At 72.3% G+C, this 15,190-nt stretch carries 16 protein-coding genes; 8 read left to right on the plus strand and 8 right to left on the minus strand.

Annotation, left to right across the window (positions count from 1 at the left end):
- Positions 1-96: 96 nt before the first annotated feature.
- Positions 97-297: a hypothetical protein gene (locus AMK26_RS07920; RefSeq protein ID WP_073753532.1), complete on the plus strand. Its 201-nt coding sequence runs from the start codon at positions 97-99 to the stop codon at positions 295-297.
- A gap of 515 nt (positions 298-812) precedes the next feature.
- On the opposite strand, the gene AMK26_RS07925 is transcribed toward AMK26_RS07920, so the two are convergent.
- Positions 813-1,355 (minus strand): hypothetical protein, encoded by a 543-nt coding sequence (locus tag AMK26_RS07925; RefSeq protein WP_073753534.1) that lies wholly within the window; start codon positions 1,353-1,355, stop codon positions 813-815.
- A gap of 129 nt (positions 1,356-1,484) precedes the next feature.
- Here AMK26_RS07925 and tsaB point away from each other — a divergent pair, with 129 nt between their 5' ends.
- From tsaB to AMK26_RS07945, 4 genes are read left to right on the plus strand one after another with little or no spacing between them, the layout of a single operon-like run.
- Entirely contained in the window at positions 1,485-2,141 is a 657-nt protein-coding gene (gene tsaB, locus AMK26_RS07930) for a tRNA (adenosine(37)-N6)-threonylcarbamoyltransferase complex dimerization subunit type 1 TsaB (protein ID WP_073753535.1), read from the plus strand.
- A 35-nt stretch (positions 2,142-2,176) separates the two neighbouring features.
- Entirely contained in the window at positions 2,177-2,647 is a 471-nt protein-coding gene (gene rimI, locus AMK26_RS07935; RefSeq protein WP_073754710.1) for a ribosomal protein S18-alanine N-acetyltransferase, read from the plus strand.
- Complete coding sequence (tsaD, locus tag AMK26_RS07940) at positions 2,640-3,740, plus strand: tRNA (adenosine(37)-N6)-threonylcarbamoyltransferase complex transferase subunit TsaD (protein ID WP_073753537.1); 1,101 nt, start codon at positions 2,640-2,642, stop codon at positions 3,738-3,740. The genes rimI and tsaD overlap by 8 nt, the downstream gene beginning before the upstream one ends.
- Entirely contained in the window at positions 3,737-3,994 is a 258-nt protein-coding gene (locus AMK26_RS07945; RefSeq protein ID WP_073753539.1) for a hypothetical protein, read from the plus strand. Before tsaD ends, AMK26_RS07945 begins: the two co-directional genes overlap by 4 nt.
- Positions 3,995-4,013: 19 nt before the next feature.
- Here the strand turns inward: AMK26_RS07945 and AMK26_RS07950 are convergent, their stop codons facing one another.
- Together AMK26_RS07950 and AMK26_RS07955 are read right to left on the minus strand one after the other, a co-directional pair.
- Positions 4,014-4,676 (minus strand): hypothetical protein, encoded by a 663-nt coding sequence (locus AMK26_RS07950; RefSeq protein WP_073753541.1) that lies wholly within the window; start codon positions 4,674-4,676, stop codon positions 4,014-4,016.
- Positions 4,677-4,689: 13 nt separating this feature from the next.
- Positions 4,690-5,871 carry a class I SAM-dependent methyltransferase gene (locus AMK26_RS07955; protein WP_107420894.1) on the minus strand — a complete coding sequence of 394 codons (1,182 nt, stop codon included), beginning with the start codon at positions 5,869-5,871 and terminating at the stop codon, positions 4,690-4,692.
- A gap of 82 nt (positions 5,872-5,953) precedes the next feature.
- On the opposite strand from AMK26_RS07955, the gene AMK26_RS07960 reads away from it, so the two are divergent.
- From AMK26_RS07960 to groL, 3 genes are all read left to right on the plus strand, one after another.
- On the plus strand, positions 5,954-6,922 hold the full coding sequence (locus AMK26_RS07960) for a polysaccharide deacetylase family protein (protein WP_073753543.1): 969 nt from the start codon (positions 5,954-5,956) through the stop codon (positions 6,920-6,922).
- Positions 6,923-7,203: 281 nt separating this feature from the next.
- A complete protein-coding gene (groES, locus tag AMK26_RS07965) occupies positions 7,204-7,512 on the plus strand; it encodes a co-chaperone GroES (protein ID WP_010471835.1) in 309 nt (102 codons plus the stop codon).
- 116 nt (positions 7,513-7,628) lie between these two features.
- Complete coding sequence (gene groL / locus AMK26_RS07970) at positions 7,629-9,257, plus strand: chaperonin GroEL (protein ID WP_073753545.1); 1,629 nt, start codon at positions 7,629-7,631, stop codon at positions 9,255-9,257.
- Positions 9,258-9,339: 82 nt separating this feature from the next.
- On the opposite strand, the gene AMK26_RS07975 is transcribed toward groL, so the two are convergent.
- The 5 genes from AMK26_RS07975 to AMK26_RS07995 form a co-directional block, all read right to left on the minus strand.
- Positions 9,340-10,383 (minus strand): hydroxyacid dehydrogenase, encoded by a 1,044-nt coding sequence (locus AMK26_RS07975; RefSeq protein ID WP_073753547.1) that lies wholly within the window; start codon positions 10,381-10,383, stop codon positions 9,340-9,342.
- Positions 10,384-10,424: 41 nt separating this feature from the next.
- Complete coding sequence (locus AMK26_RS07980) at positions 10,425-11,342, minus strand: carbohydrate ABC transporter permease (protein ID WP_079277491.1); 918 nt, start codon at positions 11,340-11,342, stop codon at positions 10,425-10,427.
- Positions 11,339-12,394, minus strand: coding sequence for a carbohydrate ABC transporter permease (locus AMK26_RS07985; protein WP_241837826.1), 1,056 nt, complete (start codon positions 12,392-12,394; stop codon positions 11,339-11,341). Before AMK26_RS07985 ends, AMK26_RS07980 begins: the two co-directional genes overlap by 4 nt.
- 4 nt (positions 12,395-12,398) lie before the next feature.
- Entirely contained in the window at positions 12,399-13,730 is a 1,332-nt protein-coding gene (locus AMK26_RS07990) for an ABC transporter substrate-binding protein (RefSeq protein WP_073753549.1), read from the minus strand.
- Positions 13,731-13,831: 101 nt separating this feature from the next.
- Entirely contained in the window at positions 13,832-15,007 is a 1,176-nt protein-coding gene (locus AMK26_RS07995; protein WP_073753551.1) for a substrate-binding domain-containing protein, read from the minus strand.
- Positions 15,008-15,190: the final 183 nt, after the last annotated feature.

The raw sequence follows: 15,190 nt of genomic DNA on the forward strand, positions 1-15,190 counted from the left end.
ATGTTGCGCCGTACCTCCGAGGCGTGGTCACATGGATACCAGGACCTGGTTAGGTCTACCTAACCACGCCTGCCCCCGGAGCCCGAGGAGGCGACCATGCCGACGTCGAAGCAGCAGGATGTGTCGATGCGCGATCTGCTGGCCTCGTGCGCGGCGGCCAGCGCCGTCTCCACACCACCCCGGACCGATGCCGACCCCGAGGACGCGGCCACCGCGGACGACGCCTGGGACGTCACCGACGTCACCGACGCCCCCGAGCCCCGCGAGGCCGCCCCGGAGCGGCGCCGCGCGGCGTAGGGGGCGCATCGGTACGCCGACCGCGCACTGGGCAAGCCGCGTGCGCCCCGGCCGGGGCGTGCCGCACCGCGCGGGTCGCTCGCGCCGCCACGGGGACCGCCCCGCGCGCCCGGCGGCGCACACGACGGCGCCGCACCGGGCTGCGTGCCCGCCCGGTGCCGTGTGACCGGCTGCGCACCGCACGCGCCTGCGTGCACCAGGGCCGCGTGGCGCCCAGGACCAGGTGCCGCGTACGTGGCCGGGCTGTGCGTCCGCCCGAGCCGGCCCACGGCCGCGTACCGCGTACCGCGTACGGTGCGCGTACCGTACACGCCTGCGTGCCCCAAGGCCGCGTGGCGCCAGGGCCACGTGCCGCGTCCGGTCGCCGTACCGCCTGAGGGACCCGCGTACGTGGCCGGGCTGTGCGCCGGCCGGGGTGGTGTGAGTCCGAGCCGGCCCAGGGCCGCGTACCGCGCAAGGCCGCGTGCAGGTGGGGCCGGGGCGGCGCGCCGCGTCGGGCCGTGTGGGGCGGGTGGTCAGGGGACGACGACGACCTTGGAGTTGACCGTCGCGAACGTCCACATCGCGTTTCCGTCCGCCCGCTTCATGCGGATCCCGCCCGTCCGGCGCGTCGGGTCCGGGCTGGCCATCGAGCCGTCGACCGCCGCGCTGAAGCCGATCGTCACGCCGTCGACGCTCGTGAACCGCACGACGTGCTCGATCTGGACGCCGTCCGATCCCGGCACGGTGCCGGAGCGGGACGTCACGGCGTACGTGCCCGGGGCCGGGTTGACCGTGCTCGGCATCACCGGGAACGTCCGCGTCACCGTGTCCTTCTCGCCCACCAGCCACACCCGCCGCTCGCCGAGCGAGTACACCACCCGTACACCCGTGCCCGACTGCTTCGGCAGTGCGAGCGCGGGGTCGGCCGGCTGCTTGGGCACGCCGCCCGGCGCCGGGGCCGACGGCGAGGCGGCCGGGGCGGGAGACGTCTCCGACAGGTCGGCGGGGACGTTGGCCGACGCCTGGTAGGCGAGGAAGGCGACCGCGGCCATGGCCGCCGCGGTGAGCCCGGCCACGAATCCCGAGCTGCTCCTTGCCACGCTGCTGCCCACCTCTCCCACGTACGTATGCGGTGTGACCGTAGCAGGAACGCGCGCGTGGACCGGGGCGCCGTGCCCGCCGCCACGGAGCCGTAGGCTGTTTGCGTGCTCTTGCTCGCCATGGATACCGCCACACCCGCCGTCACCGTCGCCCTCCATGACGGGGACTCCGTCCTCGCCGGGTCCACCCAGGTGGACGCCCGCCGCCACGGGGAGCTGCTGCTGCCCGCCGTCCACCGGGTCTTCCGCGAAGCCGGGCTGAAGCTCGACGCCGTGACCGGCATCGTCGTGGGCGTCGGGCCCGGCCCGTACACCGGTCTCAGGGTCGGGCTGGTGACCGCGGCCACCTTCGCGTCGGCGCTCGGCGGCGTACCGGTGCACGGCCTGTGCACCCTCGACGGACTCGCGTACGCCTCCGGGATCGACGAACCGTTCGTCGTGGCGTCGGACGCGCGCCGCAAGGAGGTCTACTGGGCGCGGTACGACAACTGCCGTACGCGCGCGACCGACCCCGCCGTCGACCGGCCCGCCGACATCGCCCAGCAGGTCGCCGGCCTCCCGGCGGTCGGCGCCGGCGCGCGGCTGTACGGCGAGGTGTTCCCGGACGCCCGCGACCCCGAGCACCAGTCGGCGGCCGCGCTCGCCGCGCTGGCGGCCGAGCGGCTGAAGGCGGGCGAGGGGTTCCTCGAACCGCGGCCGCTGTACCTGCGCCGCCCCGACGCCCAGGTGCCGAAGAACTACAAGGTGGTCACCCCGAAGTGACCGACGTGACCGACGTGACCGCGGTGCTTCGTGAGATGCGCTGGTGGGACATCGCGCCGGTGCTGGAGCTGGAACGGGAGCTGTTCCCCGACGACGCCTGGTCGGAGGGCATGTTCTGGTCCGAGCTCGCCCACGCGCGCGGCCCGCACGCCACTCGCCGCTACGTCGTCGCCGAGGCCCCGGACGGCCGGATCACCGGGTACGCGGGGCTGGCGGCGGCCGGCGGACTCGGCGACGTACAGACCATCGCCGTCGCCCGCGACCAGTGGGGCACCGGGCTCGGCGCCCGGCTGCTCACGGACCTGCTCCAGCACGCCACCGCCTTCGAGTGCGACGAGGTCCTGCTCGAGGTGCGCGTGGACAACACCCGCGCCCAGAAGCTGTACGAGCGCTTCGGCTTCGAGCCGATCGGCTTCCGCCGCGGCTACTACCAGCCGGGCAACATCGACGCGCTCGTCATGCGCCTGAACGTACACAACGTACAAGGAACTGAGAGTCATGGCTGACGAACCCCTCGTCCTCGGCATCGAGACCTCCTGCGACGAGACCGGCGTCGGCATCGTCCGGGGCACGACCCTGCTCGCGGACGCCGTCGCGTCGAGCGTGGACACGCATGCCCGGTACGGCGGCGTCGTGCCCGAGATCGCCTCCCGCGCGCACCTGGAGGCGATGGTCCCGACCATCGAACGCGCCCTGAAGCAGGCCGGCGTCTCCGCCCGCGACCTCGACGGCATCGCCGTCACCGCCGGCCCGGGCCTCGCGGGCGCGCTGCTCGTCGGCGTCTCGGCGGCGAAGGCGTACGCGTACGCGCTGAACAAGCCGCTGTACGGCGTGAACCACCTCGCCTCCCACATCTGCGTCGACCAGCTGGAGCACGGGCCGCTGCCCGAGCCGACGATGGCGCTGCTGGTGTCCGGCGGCCACTCGTCGCTGCTGCTCGCGCCGGACATCACCTCCGACGTACGGCCGATGGGCGCGACGATCGACGACGCGGCGGGCGAGGCGTTCGACAAGATCGCCCGCGTGCTGGACCTGGGGTTCCCCGGCGGGCCGGTGATCGACCGGCTGGCGAAGGAGGGGAACCCGGACGCGATCGCGTTCCCGCGCGGGCTGAGCGGACCACGGGACCCGGCGTACGACTTCTCCTTCTCCGGGCTGAAGACCTCGGTCGCCCGCTGGATCGAGGCCAAGCGCGCGGCGGGCGAGGAGGTTCCGGTACGGGACGTGGCGGCGTCGTTCCAGGAGGCGGTCGTCGACGTCCTGACCCGCAAGGCCGTACGGGCCTGCAAGGACCAGGGCGTGGACCACCTGATGATCGGCGGCGGCGTGGCCGCCAACTCGCGGCTGCGGGCGCTGGCGGAGGAGCGGTGCGAGCGCGCCGGCATCCGGCTGCGTGTGCCGCGCCCCGGGCTGTGCACGGACAACGGCGCGATGGTCGCGGCGCTCGGGGCGGAGATGGTGGCCCGCAACCGGCCGGCCTCGGACCTGGAGCTGTCGGCGGACTCGTCCCTCCCGGTCACCGACCCGCACGTGCCGGGCAACCACGACCACGACCACGACCACGTGCACGAGGTCAGCAAGGACAACCTCTACTCATGACGGTGGTCACCCTGATGTGGGAGGCCCGCGCGGCGGACGGCCGGGGCGGCGAGCTGCTGGCCTGGGCCCGTGCCCAGGAGCTGGCCACGGCGCCGGTGCGCCGTGAGACCTTCACGGCCCCCGGCGACCGGGTCCTGGTCCTGACCTGGTGGAACGCCCCCCTGGACGCGGACCTTCCCGAACTGCCCGAACCCTCCCCGGAGCTGGTGACCCGCCCCGTGCACCGCTGGCGTTTCGAGTCGCACGGGACGTGAGAGACGTGAGCGGCCCGCCTCAGGCCGGCCGGGTGCGGTGGTGCTCGGCCATGTGCGCCTGGCCGAGTTCGACGACGATCTCCAGGGTGGCCGTGGTGGCGGCGGGGGCGTACGCGCGGAAGGCGGTGGCGAAGGCCGCCGACCGCGCGCACAGCGCGAGGGCCTGCACGGCCTGGGTGACGATCGGCACCAGCTCGCGGTCGCACCACGGGTGTTCGCCGTCGATGCGTTCCCGGAAGGCGCTGTCGAACGAGGCGTGCTCGTCGAGGTAGGCCCACAGGTCCAGGTCCCGCAGCAGCGGGAACCTGGCCTCCGCCTCCCACCCGGCCAGGGGCACCGCGTCGTAGTCCGGCTCGCCCTCGCGGTCGGCGAGGCGCAGCAGCAGGGCCAGCTCCGTCATGAACTCGGGTACGGTCCTGTCGCCGGCGGCGGCGGTCCACACGGCGCGGGCGGCCGGCGGACAGCTGTCGAAGAAGGCGTCGGTGAACGTCACCGCCATGTAGTCGAGTTGCGAGGCGAGCGGCTGCAAGGGGTGGCGCCAGTGCGGGTCCCAGTGCTCGGTCAGCAGGATCCGGTTGAGTCGCAGCACCTCCCACTCCAGGGCGTCGCCGGGGCCGGCGGCCAGACCGACCAGCTGGAAGAGCGGGCCGCTGGTGAATATCCCCTCGGGGTGCAGTGCCATCGTCGTGACCGCCCTACCGCACGGGCCGGCCGAGCAGCATCGTCGGCGCCCCCGCCACCCGGGTCAGGAACACCGTGGCCGCGTTCGGGCCCTTGGGCTTGAGCTTGCGGCGCAGTTCCTCCGGCTCGACCGCCGAGCCGCGCTTCTTCACCGTCAGGGTGCCGACTTCCCGTTCGCGCAGCAGGGCTTTGAGCTTCTTGAGGCTGAAGGGCAGCTCGTCGGTGATCTCGTACGCGGTGGCGTACGGCGTGGGGCGCGGCTCGTCCGCCGTGATGTACGCGATCGTCTCGTCGACCAGGCCGCCGCCGATCTCCTCGGCGACCTCCGCGACCAGGTGCGCGCGGATGACGGCGCCGTCCGGCTCGTACAGGAAGCGGCCGACGGGGCGGACGGGCGGGTTGGGCAGGCCCCGGCCGGTGAGGGTGTGCGGGCCGGGCAGGAGGGTGGCGGTGATCGTGCCGGGGCGGGTGCCGAACCACAGCACCGCCTCCTTCACGTCGCCGCCGTCGGAGACCCACTCCGCCTCGGCCTCCGGCGGGATCGTCTCGTGGGGGATGCCGGGGGCGATCTTCAGCGCGGCGTGCGGGGCCTTGCGGGCCGCGTCGATCGCCCAGGAGAGGGGCGGGGAGTACGCCTCCGGGTCGAACACGCGCCCCCGGCCGCCGCGCCGTGCCGGGTCGACGAAGACCGCGTCGTACGGGGAGGTGTCGACCTCCGTCACGTCCGTGCAGCGCACCTCGATCAGGTCCGCCAGGCCCAGCGCGGCGGCGTTCGCGCGGGCGGCCTCGGCCGTCAGCGGGTCGCGGTCGACGGCGAGGACCCGGATGCCGGCGCGGGCGAGCGCGATCGCGTCGCCGCCGATCCCGCCGCACAGGTCGGCGACGCTGCGTACGCCGAGGCGGGCGAAGGCGGCGGCGCGGTGCTCGGCGACCGGCCTGCGGGTGGACTGTTCGACGCCGCCGGGCGTGAAGTACATCCGGTGCGCGTCCTGCTCGCCGAACTTCGCCACCGCCCGCTGCCGCAGCCGGGCCTGTGCGATCGCCGCCGTGACCAGGTCGGCGGGGTGCTCGCGGCGCAGCCGGGAGGCGACCGCCAGCTCCTGGGAGGGGGTGTAGTCGCGCAGGGCGGTGAGCAGGGCCTGGCCCTCGTCGGTGAGGAGCGCGGAGAAGGCGGCGAGATCGGTCACCCGGCCCATTGTGGGCCAGGCGGGGGATGGTGCGCGTCAGGCGGCGGTGTCGGCCGGTGGTCGGGGCGGCGCGCTGACAGGATGCGGCGCCATGCAGCTAGTACGACAAAAAGGTCAAACGGTAAGCAAGCGGGCTCGGGTTCTGCTCGCCGCCCTGGTCGTCGCGGCGCTCGGTTCCGCATGCGCGGCGGGAACCGGCACAGGAGGCGTGGGAGCGGGGCCGGGGGCGGGTCCCGCGGCGGGTGGCGGCACCGTCGAGCCCGCCGCCGGCCAGCAGCCCCAGCAGCCCCCCGACGCGGCCGGCGCCCTCACCGCGTACGTGGAGAAGACCAAACGCGCCCGGGCCGCCCGCGCCCTCGCCGCCAGGAAGTGGGGCCTCAGGGCCGCCCCCCTGGCGGCGCCCCCGCCCCCGGCGGCGGCCGACAAGCCGCACCTCACCTTCCGCAAGGGCTTCGGGGTCGGCGACCCCACCCTCCCGCCCGTCTTCACCACCGTCCCGACCACCGAACGCATCGTGTTCCTGACGATCGACGACGGCGCGGAAAAGGACCCCGAGCTGCTGAGGATGATGGACGAACTGGACATCCCCTACAGCGCCTTCCTCAGCGACTACCTGGTCAAGGAGGACTACGGCTACTTCAAGCGGATGCAGGACAAGGGCGTGGCCCTGCACAACCACACCCTCAACCACCGCTACATGCCCGCCCTTTCGTACGCGGAGCAGAAGCGCGAGATCTGCGGGCAGCAGGACATCATCGAGAAGCGGTTCGGCAAGCGCCCGCCGCTCTTCCGCCCGCCCTACGGCAACTACAACGCCGACACCCTGCGCGCCGCGCGATCCTGCGGCGTCAGAGCCGTGCCCCTATGGGCGGCCGAGGCTTTTCCCGACCATATGGAGTGGCGCGAGTGGGACCGGGACCTGCATCCCGGTGACATCATCCTCACCCATTTCCGGGGCAGGGAGGACTGGAACGGCACCATGCCGGACATGATCCGGCAGGTGATGGACGTCGTCACGGCCAAGGGGTACGCGGTGGCCAGGCTGGAGGACTACGTGTGAGCCGCGTACGGGCCGCGTACGAGCCGCACGCGCGGGCCGCGTACGCGGAGATGATCGGCCCGGCGGCCGGACTCCAGGGGCCGGATGGCGCCACGACCGGGCGGTGAATTGGCACTCCGCTTGACCGAGTGCTAATCGCGGTCATAGTCTCGGCTCTGGCACTCCCCACCGGAGAGTGCCAACACAGCGACGGGCAGGTCCGGCACCCGCGACGACGGATCCACCTGGTCGCCACCTCAGACAGTTAACCCCGTGAGATCTCCGAAGGGGGAGGTCGGATCGTGACGACCACCAGCTCCAAGGTTGCCATCAAGCCGCTCGAGGACCGCATTGTGGTCCAGCCGCTCGACGCCGAGCAGACCACGGCCTCTGGCCTGGTCATCCCGGACACCGCCAAGGAGAAGCCCCAGGAGGGCGTCGTCCTGGCCGTGGGCCCGGGCCGCTTCGAGAACGGCGAGCGCCTGCCGCTCGACGTCAAGACCGGCGACATCGTGCTGTACAGCAAGTACGGCGGCACCGAGGTGAAGTACAGCGGCGAGGAGTACCTCGTCCTCTCGGCTCGCGACGTGCTCGCGATCGTCGAGAAGTAAGTCACCCGAGCAAGATTGCTTTTGAGCTGCGCCCCTGGCCCCCGCTGATGACACATTGCCGGGCGGCGAGGGGCGCGGTTCGTCAACCAGAGTTCCGAGAGGGCTGAATCGCTCCCATGGCGAAGATCCTGAAGTTCGACGAGGACGCCCGTCGCGCCCTTGAGCGCGGCGTCAACAAGCTTGCCGACACGGTCAAGGTGACGATCGGCCCCAAGGGCCGCAACGTCGTCATCGACAAGAAGTTCGGCGCCCCGACCATCACCAACGACGGTGTCACGATCGCCCGCGAGGTCGAGATCGAGGACCCGTACGAGAACCTCGGCGCCCAGCTGGTGAAGGAGGTGGCGACCAAGACCAACGACATCGCGGGTGACGGCACCACCACCGCCACCGTCCTGGCCCAGGCGCTGGTCCGCGAGGGTCTGCGCAACGTCGCCGCGGGCGCCTCCCCGGCCGCCCTGAAGAAGGGCATCGACGCCGCGGTCAAGGCCGTCTCCGACGAGCTGCTCGCCTCGGCCCGCCCGATCGACGACAAGGCCGACATCGCCGCCGTGGCCGCGCTCTCCGCGCAGGACCAGCAGGTCGGCGAGCTCATCGCCGAGGCGATGGACAAGGTCGGCAAGGACGGTGTCATCACCGTCGAGGAGTCCAACACCTTCGGCCTGGAGCTGGACTTCACCGAGGGCATGGCCTTCGACAAGGGCTACCTGTCCCCGTACATGGTCAGCGACCAGGAGCGTATGGAGGCCGTCCTCGACGACCCGTACATCCTGATCCACCAGGGCAAGATCTCCGCGATCACCGACCTGCTCCCGCTGCTGGAGAAGGTCATCCAGGCCGGCTCCTCCAAGCCGCTCCTGATCATCGCCGAGGACGTCGAGGGCGAGGCCCTGTCGACCCTGGTCGTCAACAAGATCCGCGGCACGTTCAACGCCGTCGCGGTCAAGGCCCCCGGCTTCGGCGACCGCCGCAAGGCGATGCTCGGCGACATGGCCGCCCTCACCGGCGCCACCGTCATCGCCGAGGAGGTCGGCCTCAAGCTCGACCAGGCCGGTCTGGACGTGCTGGGCACCGCCCGCCGCGTCACCGTCACCAAGGACGACACGACGATCGTCGACGGCGGCGGCAAGTCCGAGGACGTGCAGGGCCGTGTCGCGCAGATCAAGGCCGAGATCGAGACCACGGACTCCGACTGGGACCGCGAGAAGCTCCAGGAGCGCCTCGCGAAGCTGGCCGGCGGCGTGTGCGTGATCAAGGTCGGCGCCGCCACCGAGGTGGAGCTGAAGGAGAAGAAGCACCGTCTGGAGGACGCCATCTCCGCGACCCGCGCCGCGGTCGAGGAGGGCATCGTCTCCGGTGGTGGCTCCGCGCTCGTCCACGCCGTCAAGGTGCTGGACGGCAACCTCGGCAAGGAGGGCGACGAGGCCACCGGTGTCGCCGTCGTCCGCCGCGCCGCCGTCGAGCCGCTGCGCTGGATCGCCGAGAACGCGGGCCTCGAGGGCTACGTCATCACCTCCAAGGTGTCCGAGCTCGACAAGGGCCAGGGCTTCAACGCCGCCACCGGCGAGTACGGCGACCTGGTCAAGGCCGGCGTCATCGACCCGGTCAAGGTCACCCGCTCGGCCCTGGAGAACGCCGCCTCCATCGCCTCCCTGCTGCTCACGACCGAGACCCTGGTCGTCGAGAAGAAGGAAGAGGAGTCGGCGGACGCGGGCCACGGCCACGGTCACGGCCACTCCCACTGACGCCTGCCTGAGCGTTACGAGGCCCGGTGCCCCCGTCGCGGGGGCACCGGGCCTCGTCGTTTCGCCTCGTCGTTTCCCTCGGCTAGGCCGAGCGGCTCAGCTGCGACGGCCGCACCGGATCCTCGAACGGCGCGCCCTTCACGTACCGCTCCAGCTCGTCCAGCGCCTGGTCCGCCATGCGGTGCAGCTCATTGCCGAGCGAGCCCGCGATGTGCGGGGTGAGCAGGACGTTGGGGAGCGTGTAGAGGGGGGAGTCGGGCGGCGGGAGTTCGGGGTCGGTGACGTCGAGTACGGCGTTGAGACGGCCCGTGGTGAGGTGCCGGAGCAGGGCGGCCTCGTCGACCAGGGAGCCGCGCGAGGTGTTGATGAGCGTGGCCCCGTCCGGCATGAGGGCCAGCTGCTCGGCGCCGATCATATGGCGCGTGGACGGCAGTTGCGGCGCGTGGATGGAGACGGTGTCGGCGCGGGCGCACAGCTCGTCCAGCCCGGCCGGGACGGCGCCGAGCGCCGCGGCCTCACCGAGGGTGACGTACGGGTCGTACAGCAGCACCTGTACGTCGAAGGGCCGCAGCAGTTCGATCACACGGCGGCCGATGCGGGACGCGCCCACGATGCCGACCGTGCGGCGGTGGTTGCCGCTGTCGTCCAGCTCGCTCAGCCAGTCGTGGTCGGCGCGCAGCTCCGCGTACCGCCGCGCGGCGCGCAGGACGCGCTTGCCGGCCAGCAGGATGGTGGCGAGCGTGTACTCGGCGACGGGCAGGGCGTTGGCCGCGGCCGCCGAGGTCACCGCGATGCCGCGCTCCCAGCAGGCGTCGGTGACGTGGTGCTTGACGGACCCGGCGGCGTGGACGACGGCGCGGAGGCGCGGGGCACGGTCCAGGACGGCCGCGGTGAGCGGGGTCGCGCCCCAGCAGGTGAACAGCACCTCCGCCTCGGCGAGCGCGGCCGCGACCCGGGGCGTGGGGGTGGCCAGGTCGTGGGCGACCAGGTGCGGGTCGGTGCGCGCGAGGGCGGCGAGGCGGGCGCGGTGGGCGTCGGTGAGCAGGCGCCCGGCGATGCCGGGGCCCATGGCCAGCAGGACGGCGGGGCGCTGCTCGGCGGGCCGGTTGTCAGTGGCGTGGTGCATGGTGGGACCTGAGCTCCTCAACGGCGGCACGGATGGCGGCCTCACTTGACGCTGCCGGCGGTCAGACCGGCCTTCCAGTGGCGCTGGAGCGAGACGAAGGCGACGACCAGGGGGACGACGGCGAGCAGGGAGCCGGTGACGACGAGGGGGTAGAAGTCGGGTTCGGCGTGGGCGTTGCTGTTCCATGCGTACAGGCCGAGGCTCAGGGGGAAGAGCCGCTGGTCCGAGAGCATCACCAGGGGGAGGAAGAAGTTGTTCCAGATGGCGGTGAACTGGAAGAGGAAGACGGTCACGAAGCCCGGCATGATCATGCGGAGCCCGATCGACCAGAACGCGCGCAGCTCGCCGGCCCCGTCGATACGGGCGGCCTCCAGGGCCTCGTTCGGGATGTAGCCGGCGCTGAAGACGCGGGCGAGGTAGACGCCGAACGGGTTGACCAGGACGGGGATGAGCACGGCCCAGTAGGTGTTGACGAGGCCCGTGCGGCTGGCGAGCAGGTACATGGGCAGGGCGAGCGCGGTGGTCGGGACCAGCACGCCCATCAGGACGGCGCCGAAGAGCTTCTCCTTGCCCCGGAAGTCGTACTTGTCGAAGGCGTAGCCCGCGGCGACGCAGATCAGCGAGCAGACCAGCGCCCCGCCGCCCGCGTACAGCAGGCTGTTGAGGTACCAGCGGAAGTACACCCCGTCGCCGTACTCGGCGAGCCGGGTGAGGTTGCCGGCGAGGTCGAAGCCCTCGAAGGAGAAGGCGTTTCCGGCCAGCAGCCCGCCCGCGTCCTTGGTGGCGGCGGTGACGAGCCAGACGAGGGGGAAGAGCATGTAGGCGGCGGACAGCAGCAGGGCGCCGTTGACGGCGGCCTGGGACAGCCAGCGGCTCGGCGGCCGGCGGGCGGACGCGGTGCTCACTGTCGCCGGGCGGGTGGGGCGCGCGGGCGGTGTGGTGGTGACGGTCGCGCTCATGCCTGCGTCTCCTTCCGGCCCTGCTTCAGGTCCTGTTTCCGGTCCTGCTTCCGGCGGCCCGTGAGGCGGGTGACGGCGAAGGACAGGAGCGCGGCGGTGAGCGCGAGGAGGACGGACGCGGCGGCCGCGAGTCCGTAGTCGTTGCGGTCGAAGGCCGCGGTGTACGCGTACATGTTCGGCGTCCAGGTGGAGGTGACGGCGGAGCCCGTGCCCTTGTTGAGGATGAGCGGCTCGGTGAACAGCTGGAGCGAGCCGATGACGGTGAACAGCGCGACCATCGCCAAGGAGGCCCGGATGAGCGGGAGTTTGATGCTGAACGCGGTGCGCCAGGCACCCGCCCCGTCGACCGTCGCGGCTTCGAGGACGGAGCGGTCGATGGCCTGGAGGGCCGCGTAGAAGATGACCATGTTGTAGCCGAGCCATTCCCACAGCGCGATGTTGACCACGGAGGGGAGGGCGCCTTCGGGCGAGAAGAAGTCGAAGCCGATGCCGCCCGACTCCATGGCCTTCACGACCGGGCTGAGCTGGGGCGTGTAGAGGTACACCCAGATCAGCGCGGCGATGATGCCGGGCACGGCGTGCGGCAGGAACAGCGCCAGCTGGAAGAAGCGGCGGGCGCGGGCGAGGGCCGAGTCGAGCAGCAGGGCGAGGCCGAGGGCTCCGGCGAGCAGCAGCGGAATGTAGAACAGGCAGTATCCGAGCAGGACGCCGAAGCCCTCGCGGAAGGCCCGGTCGCCCAGCGCCGCCAGGTAGTTGTCGAGGCCGCTGAAGACGGTCTCGGTGCCACCGAAGCCCAGCCCCGACTGCTTCTCGGTGAACAGGCTGAGCCAGACCGCGTATCCGATCGGCACCACCATCACCGCGGTGAACAGGACGAAGAAGGGGGTCAGGAGGACGGCGGCGGCGCCGGTACGGGCGCGGCCGCCGCTACGGCGACTGCCGGTGGCCGCGGTGGCCGCGGTGGCCGTGGTCCCCGCCGGAGCGGCGGGGGTGGCCGGGGCGGCCGGGGCGGCGGTGGCTGCCGGGGCGGCGGGGGCGACGCGGGCCTTCATCGGGTCAGCCCTCGACCTTCAGGCCGCGCTTCTTCAGCTCGGCGACGGTCGCGTCGTGCCCGGTCTTCACGGCGTCGGCGAGGGTGGTGCCGCCGTTCGCGACCTTGCCGAGCTGGTCCTTGATGGCGAGGTTGGTGGTTCCGGTGGCCGGGCCCCAGGTCCAGTTGGGGTTGATGGAGGCGCCGGCCTGCTCGAAGAGCTGGTAGATGTCCTGGCCGCCGAAGTACCCGGCGTCGAAGGCCTTCTTGGCGACGGGGCGCAGGGCGGTGGCGGCCGGGAAGGCGCTGGAGGTGCCGGAGCCTATCCGGGCCTCGATGCCCTCCTCGGTGGTGGCCATCCAGGTGGCGAACTCGACGGCCGCCTCCGTCTTCTTGCTGTCCTTGGTCACGGCGAAGGTGGAGCCACCGACCATGCCGCTGGCGGGCTTGCCGTCCCAGGAGGGCATCGGGGCGACGGCCCACTTGCCGCTCTGCTCGGGCAGGGTGCCCTTGAGGACGCCCGCGCCCCAGGAGGCGCCGAGGTAGCCGAGGGTGGTGCCGTTCTTCAGGGAGCCGGTCCACTCGGGGCTGAAGGAGGCGTTGCTGTGGACCAGGTCGGCGTCGAGCAGGCCCTGCCAGTAGGCGGTGACCTTGTTGGTGGCGGCGTCGGTGGTGTCGATCTTCCAGGTGTCGCCCTCGGCCTTGAACCACTGGGCGCCGGCCTGCCAGGCCATCGCCTCGAAGCTGGTCGGGTCGTCGGGGAAGAAGGTGGCGATCCGGGCCTTGGCGTCGGCCTTCTTCACCTTCTCGGCCGCCGCCTTGAACTCGTCCCACGTCTTGGGGACGTCGACGCCGTACTTCGCGAACAGGTCCTTGCGGTAGTAGAAGGCCTGCGGCGCGGCGTCGAAGGGGACGGCCCAGTTCTTGCCGCCGAGGGTGGTGAGTTCGAGGGCCTGCGGGAGCAGCTTGGCCTTGACGTCGTCCGGCAGGTGGGCGCCGATGTCCTGCAGTGAGCCCTGGCTGACGAACTCGGGCAGCGACGGGTACTCGATGGCGACGAGGTCGGGGGCGTTGCCGGCCTTCACGGCGTTGGAGATCTTGGCGTACCCGCCGGCGTTGCCGGAGGGGATCTCCTCGAAGGTCACCTGGATGTTCTTGTGCGAGGCGTTGAACGCGTCGACCACGTCCTTCGAGCCCTTGGCCCAGCCCCAGAAGGTGATGGTCACGGGCTTGCCGTCGGCCCCGGGGGCCGCGGCGTCGTCACCGCTGCCGCCGCCGCACGCCGTGAGCAGGGCGAGGGCGGTGGCGGTGGCGGTGACGGCTATGGCGGGGGACGTTCTGCTCCAACTGCGGCTCATGGCGGGCTCCTGAACGAACGGCGACACGAAAGGTGTGGCCGTGATGATTGAGCCACTCGTGAGCGAAGTCAAGAGCGAAAGATTGATTGATCGAAAAAAGATCAGTTCGGTTTCGGTTGCCCCGCCCCGCACGAGGCCCGCACCCGCAGCCGGGGCAGGAGTGTCACATGCCGCCGGGGATCCTCCTCGGGCCGTCCGTCCGGCACCTCGACGGGGGCCTCGCCGCCGCCCTCGGCGCGGTCGGCCGCCGCTTGGGCGAGCCGCTCGACCAGCAGGTCCGTGGCCAGCCGGCCCACCTGCCGCTTCGGCGGGGCGACCGCCGTCAGCGGGGTGTCGGCGAGGGCGGCGACCTCGTCGTCATACGCGATCAGAGCCAGGTCCTCCGGCACGCGTACGCCCAGCTCGGCGAGGCGCTGCACCATCTGGATGGCGTCCACGTCGTTGTGCACCAGGGCCGCGGTGGCCGCGCCCGACGCGACCGCCGAGTGCAGCGCCCGGACCGCCGCTTCGAACCCCTCCGGATCCAGTTCGGACGGCACCGAGTCGATCACCGGGCCCGGCTCGTCCAGACCCAGCGCGCCCAGCGCCTCCGCGTATCCCGACCGCACCGCCAGCGCGGTCGGGCTGTCCGCGCGGGCCACCAGCAGCGGCGACCGGTGCCCGAGCCCCACCAGGTGGCGCACGGCCAGGACGACGCCGTGCCGGTGGTCGGAGGAGACCCGGTCGAGCCCGTCCAGCGCCGAACCGGGCGTGGCGCGCCGCTCCAGCAGCACGGCGGGCACGGGCAGTTCGGCGATCCAGTCGCTGTGCTCGGCCTGGTCGCCCGGCGCCCGCCAGCCCGGCGCCACCAGCAGCCCCTCGGCCCCCGCGGCCAGCAGGCCCTCGGTGCGGGCCCGGTCGTCCTCCGGCCGGTAGTCGGAGATCCGCAGGATCAGCCGCGCGCCCGCCCTGGCCGCCGCCTCGCGCGCACCACGGATCACCTCGGCGAAGTAGTACGTCGCCGACGGCGCGAGCAGCCCCAGCACCGGGCCGCTGCCCGGCGCCGCGGCCGCCGGCTCCCCGCCCGCGCGCCGCTCGGCCCCGCCCTGCCCCCGGGGCCACGAGACCTGGCCGTGCACCCGGTCCAGCAGCCCCTTGGCGGCCAGCGCCTCCACGTCCCGGCGTGCGGTCACGGGAGAGACGCCCAGTTGCGCGGCGAGGTCCGAGACCCGTGCCGTGCCGCGCTCCCGCACCAGGGCCAGCAGACGGTCGTGACGTTCAACAGCACTCTCGCGCACGGCGGAAGTCCCCCTCGAGGTGTGGTGGATCGGTCGAGCGGTGCCCGTCGTCAGACCCTAATCCACCCGCGACCCGATCTGATCGAATAACAAGATCTTCGATCATTCGTTCCGTGACCATTGACGTTCGATCACCACTGCGTTCATGATTTCCGGACGAAACGAGACGCGTCGCAGTAGTGA

It is taken from the genome of Streptomyces sp. CB03234 (genome assembly GCF_001905885.1).
In the GTDB taxonomy this organism is placed as follows: Bacteria; Actinomycetota; Actinomycetes; order Streptomycetales; family Streptomycetaceae; genus Streptomyces.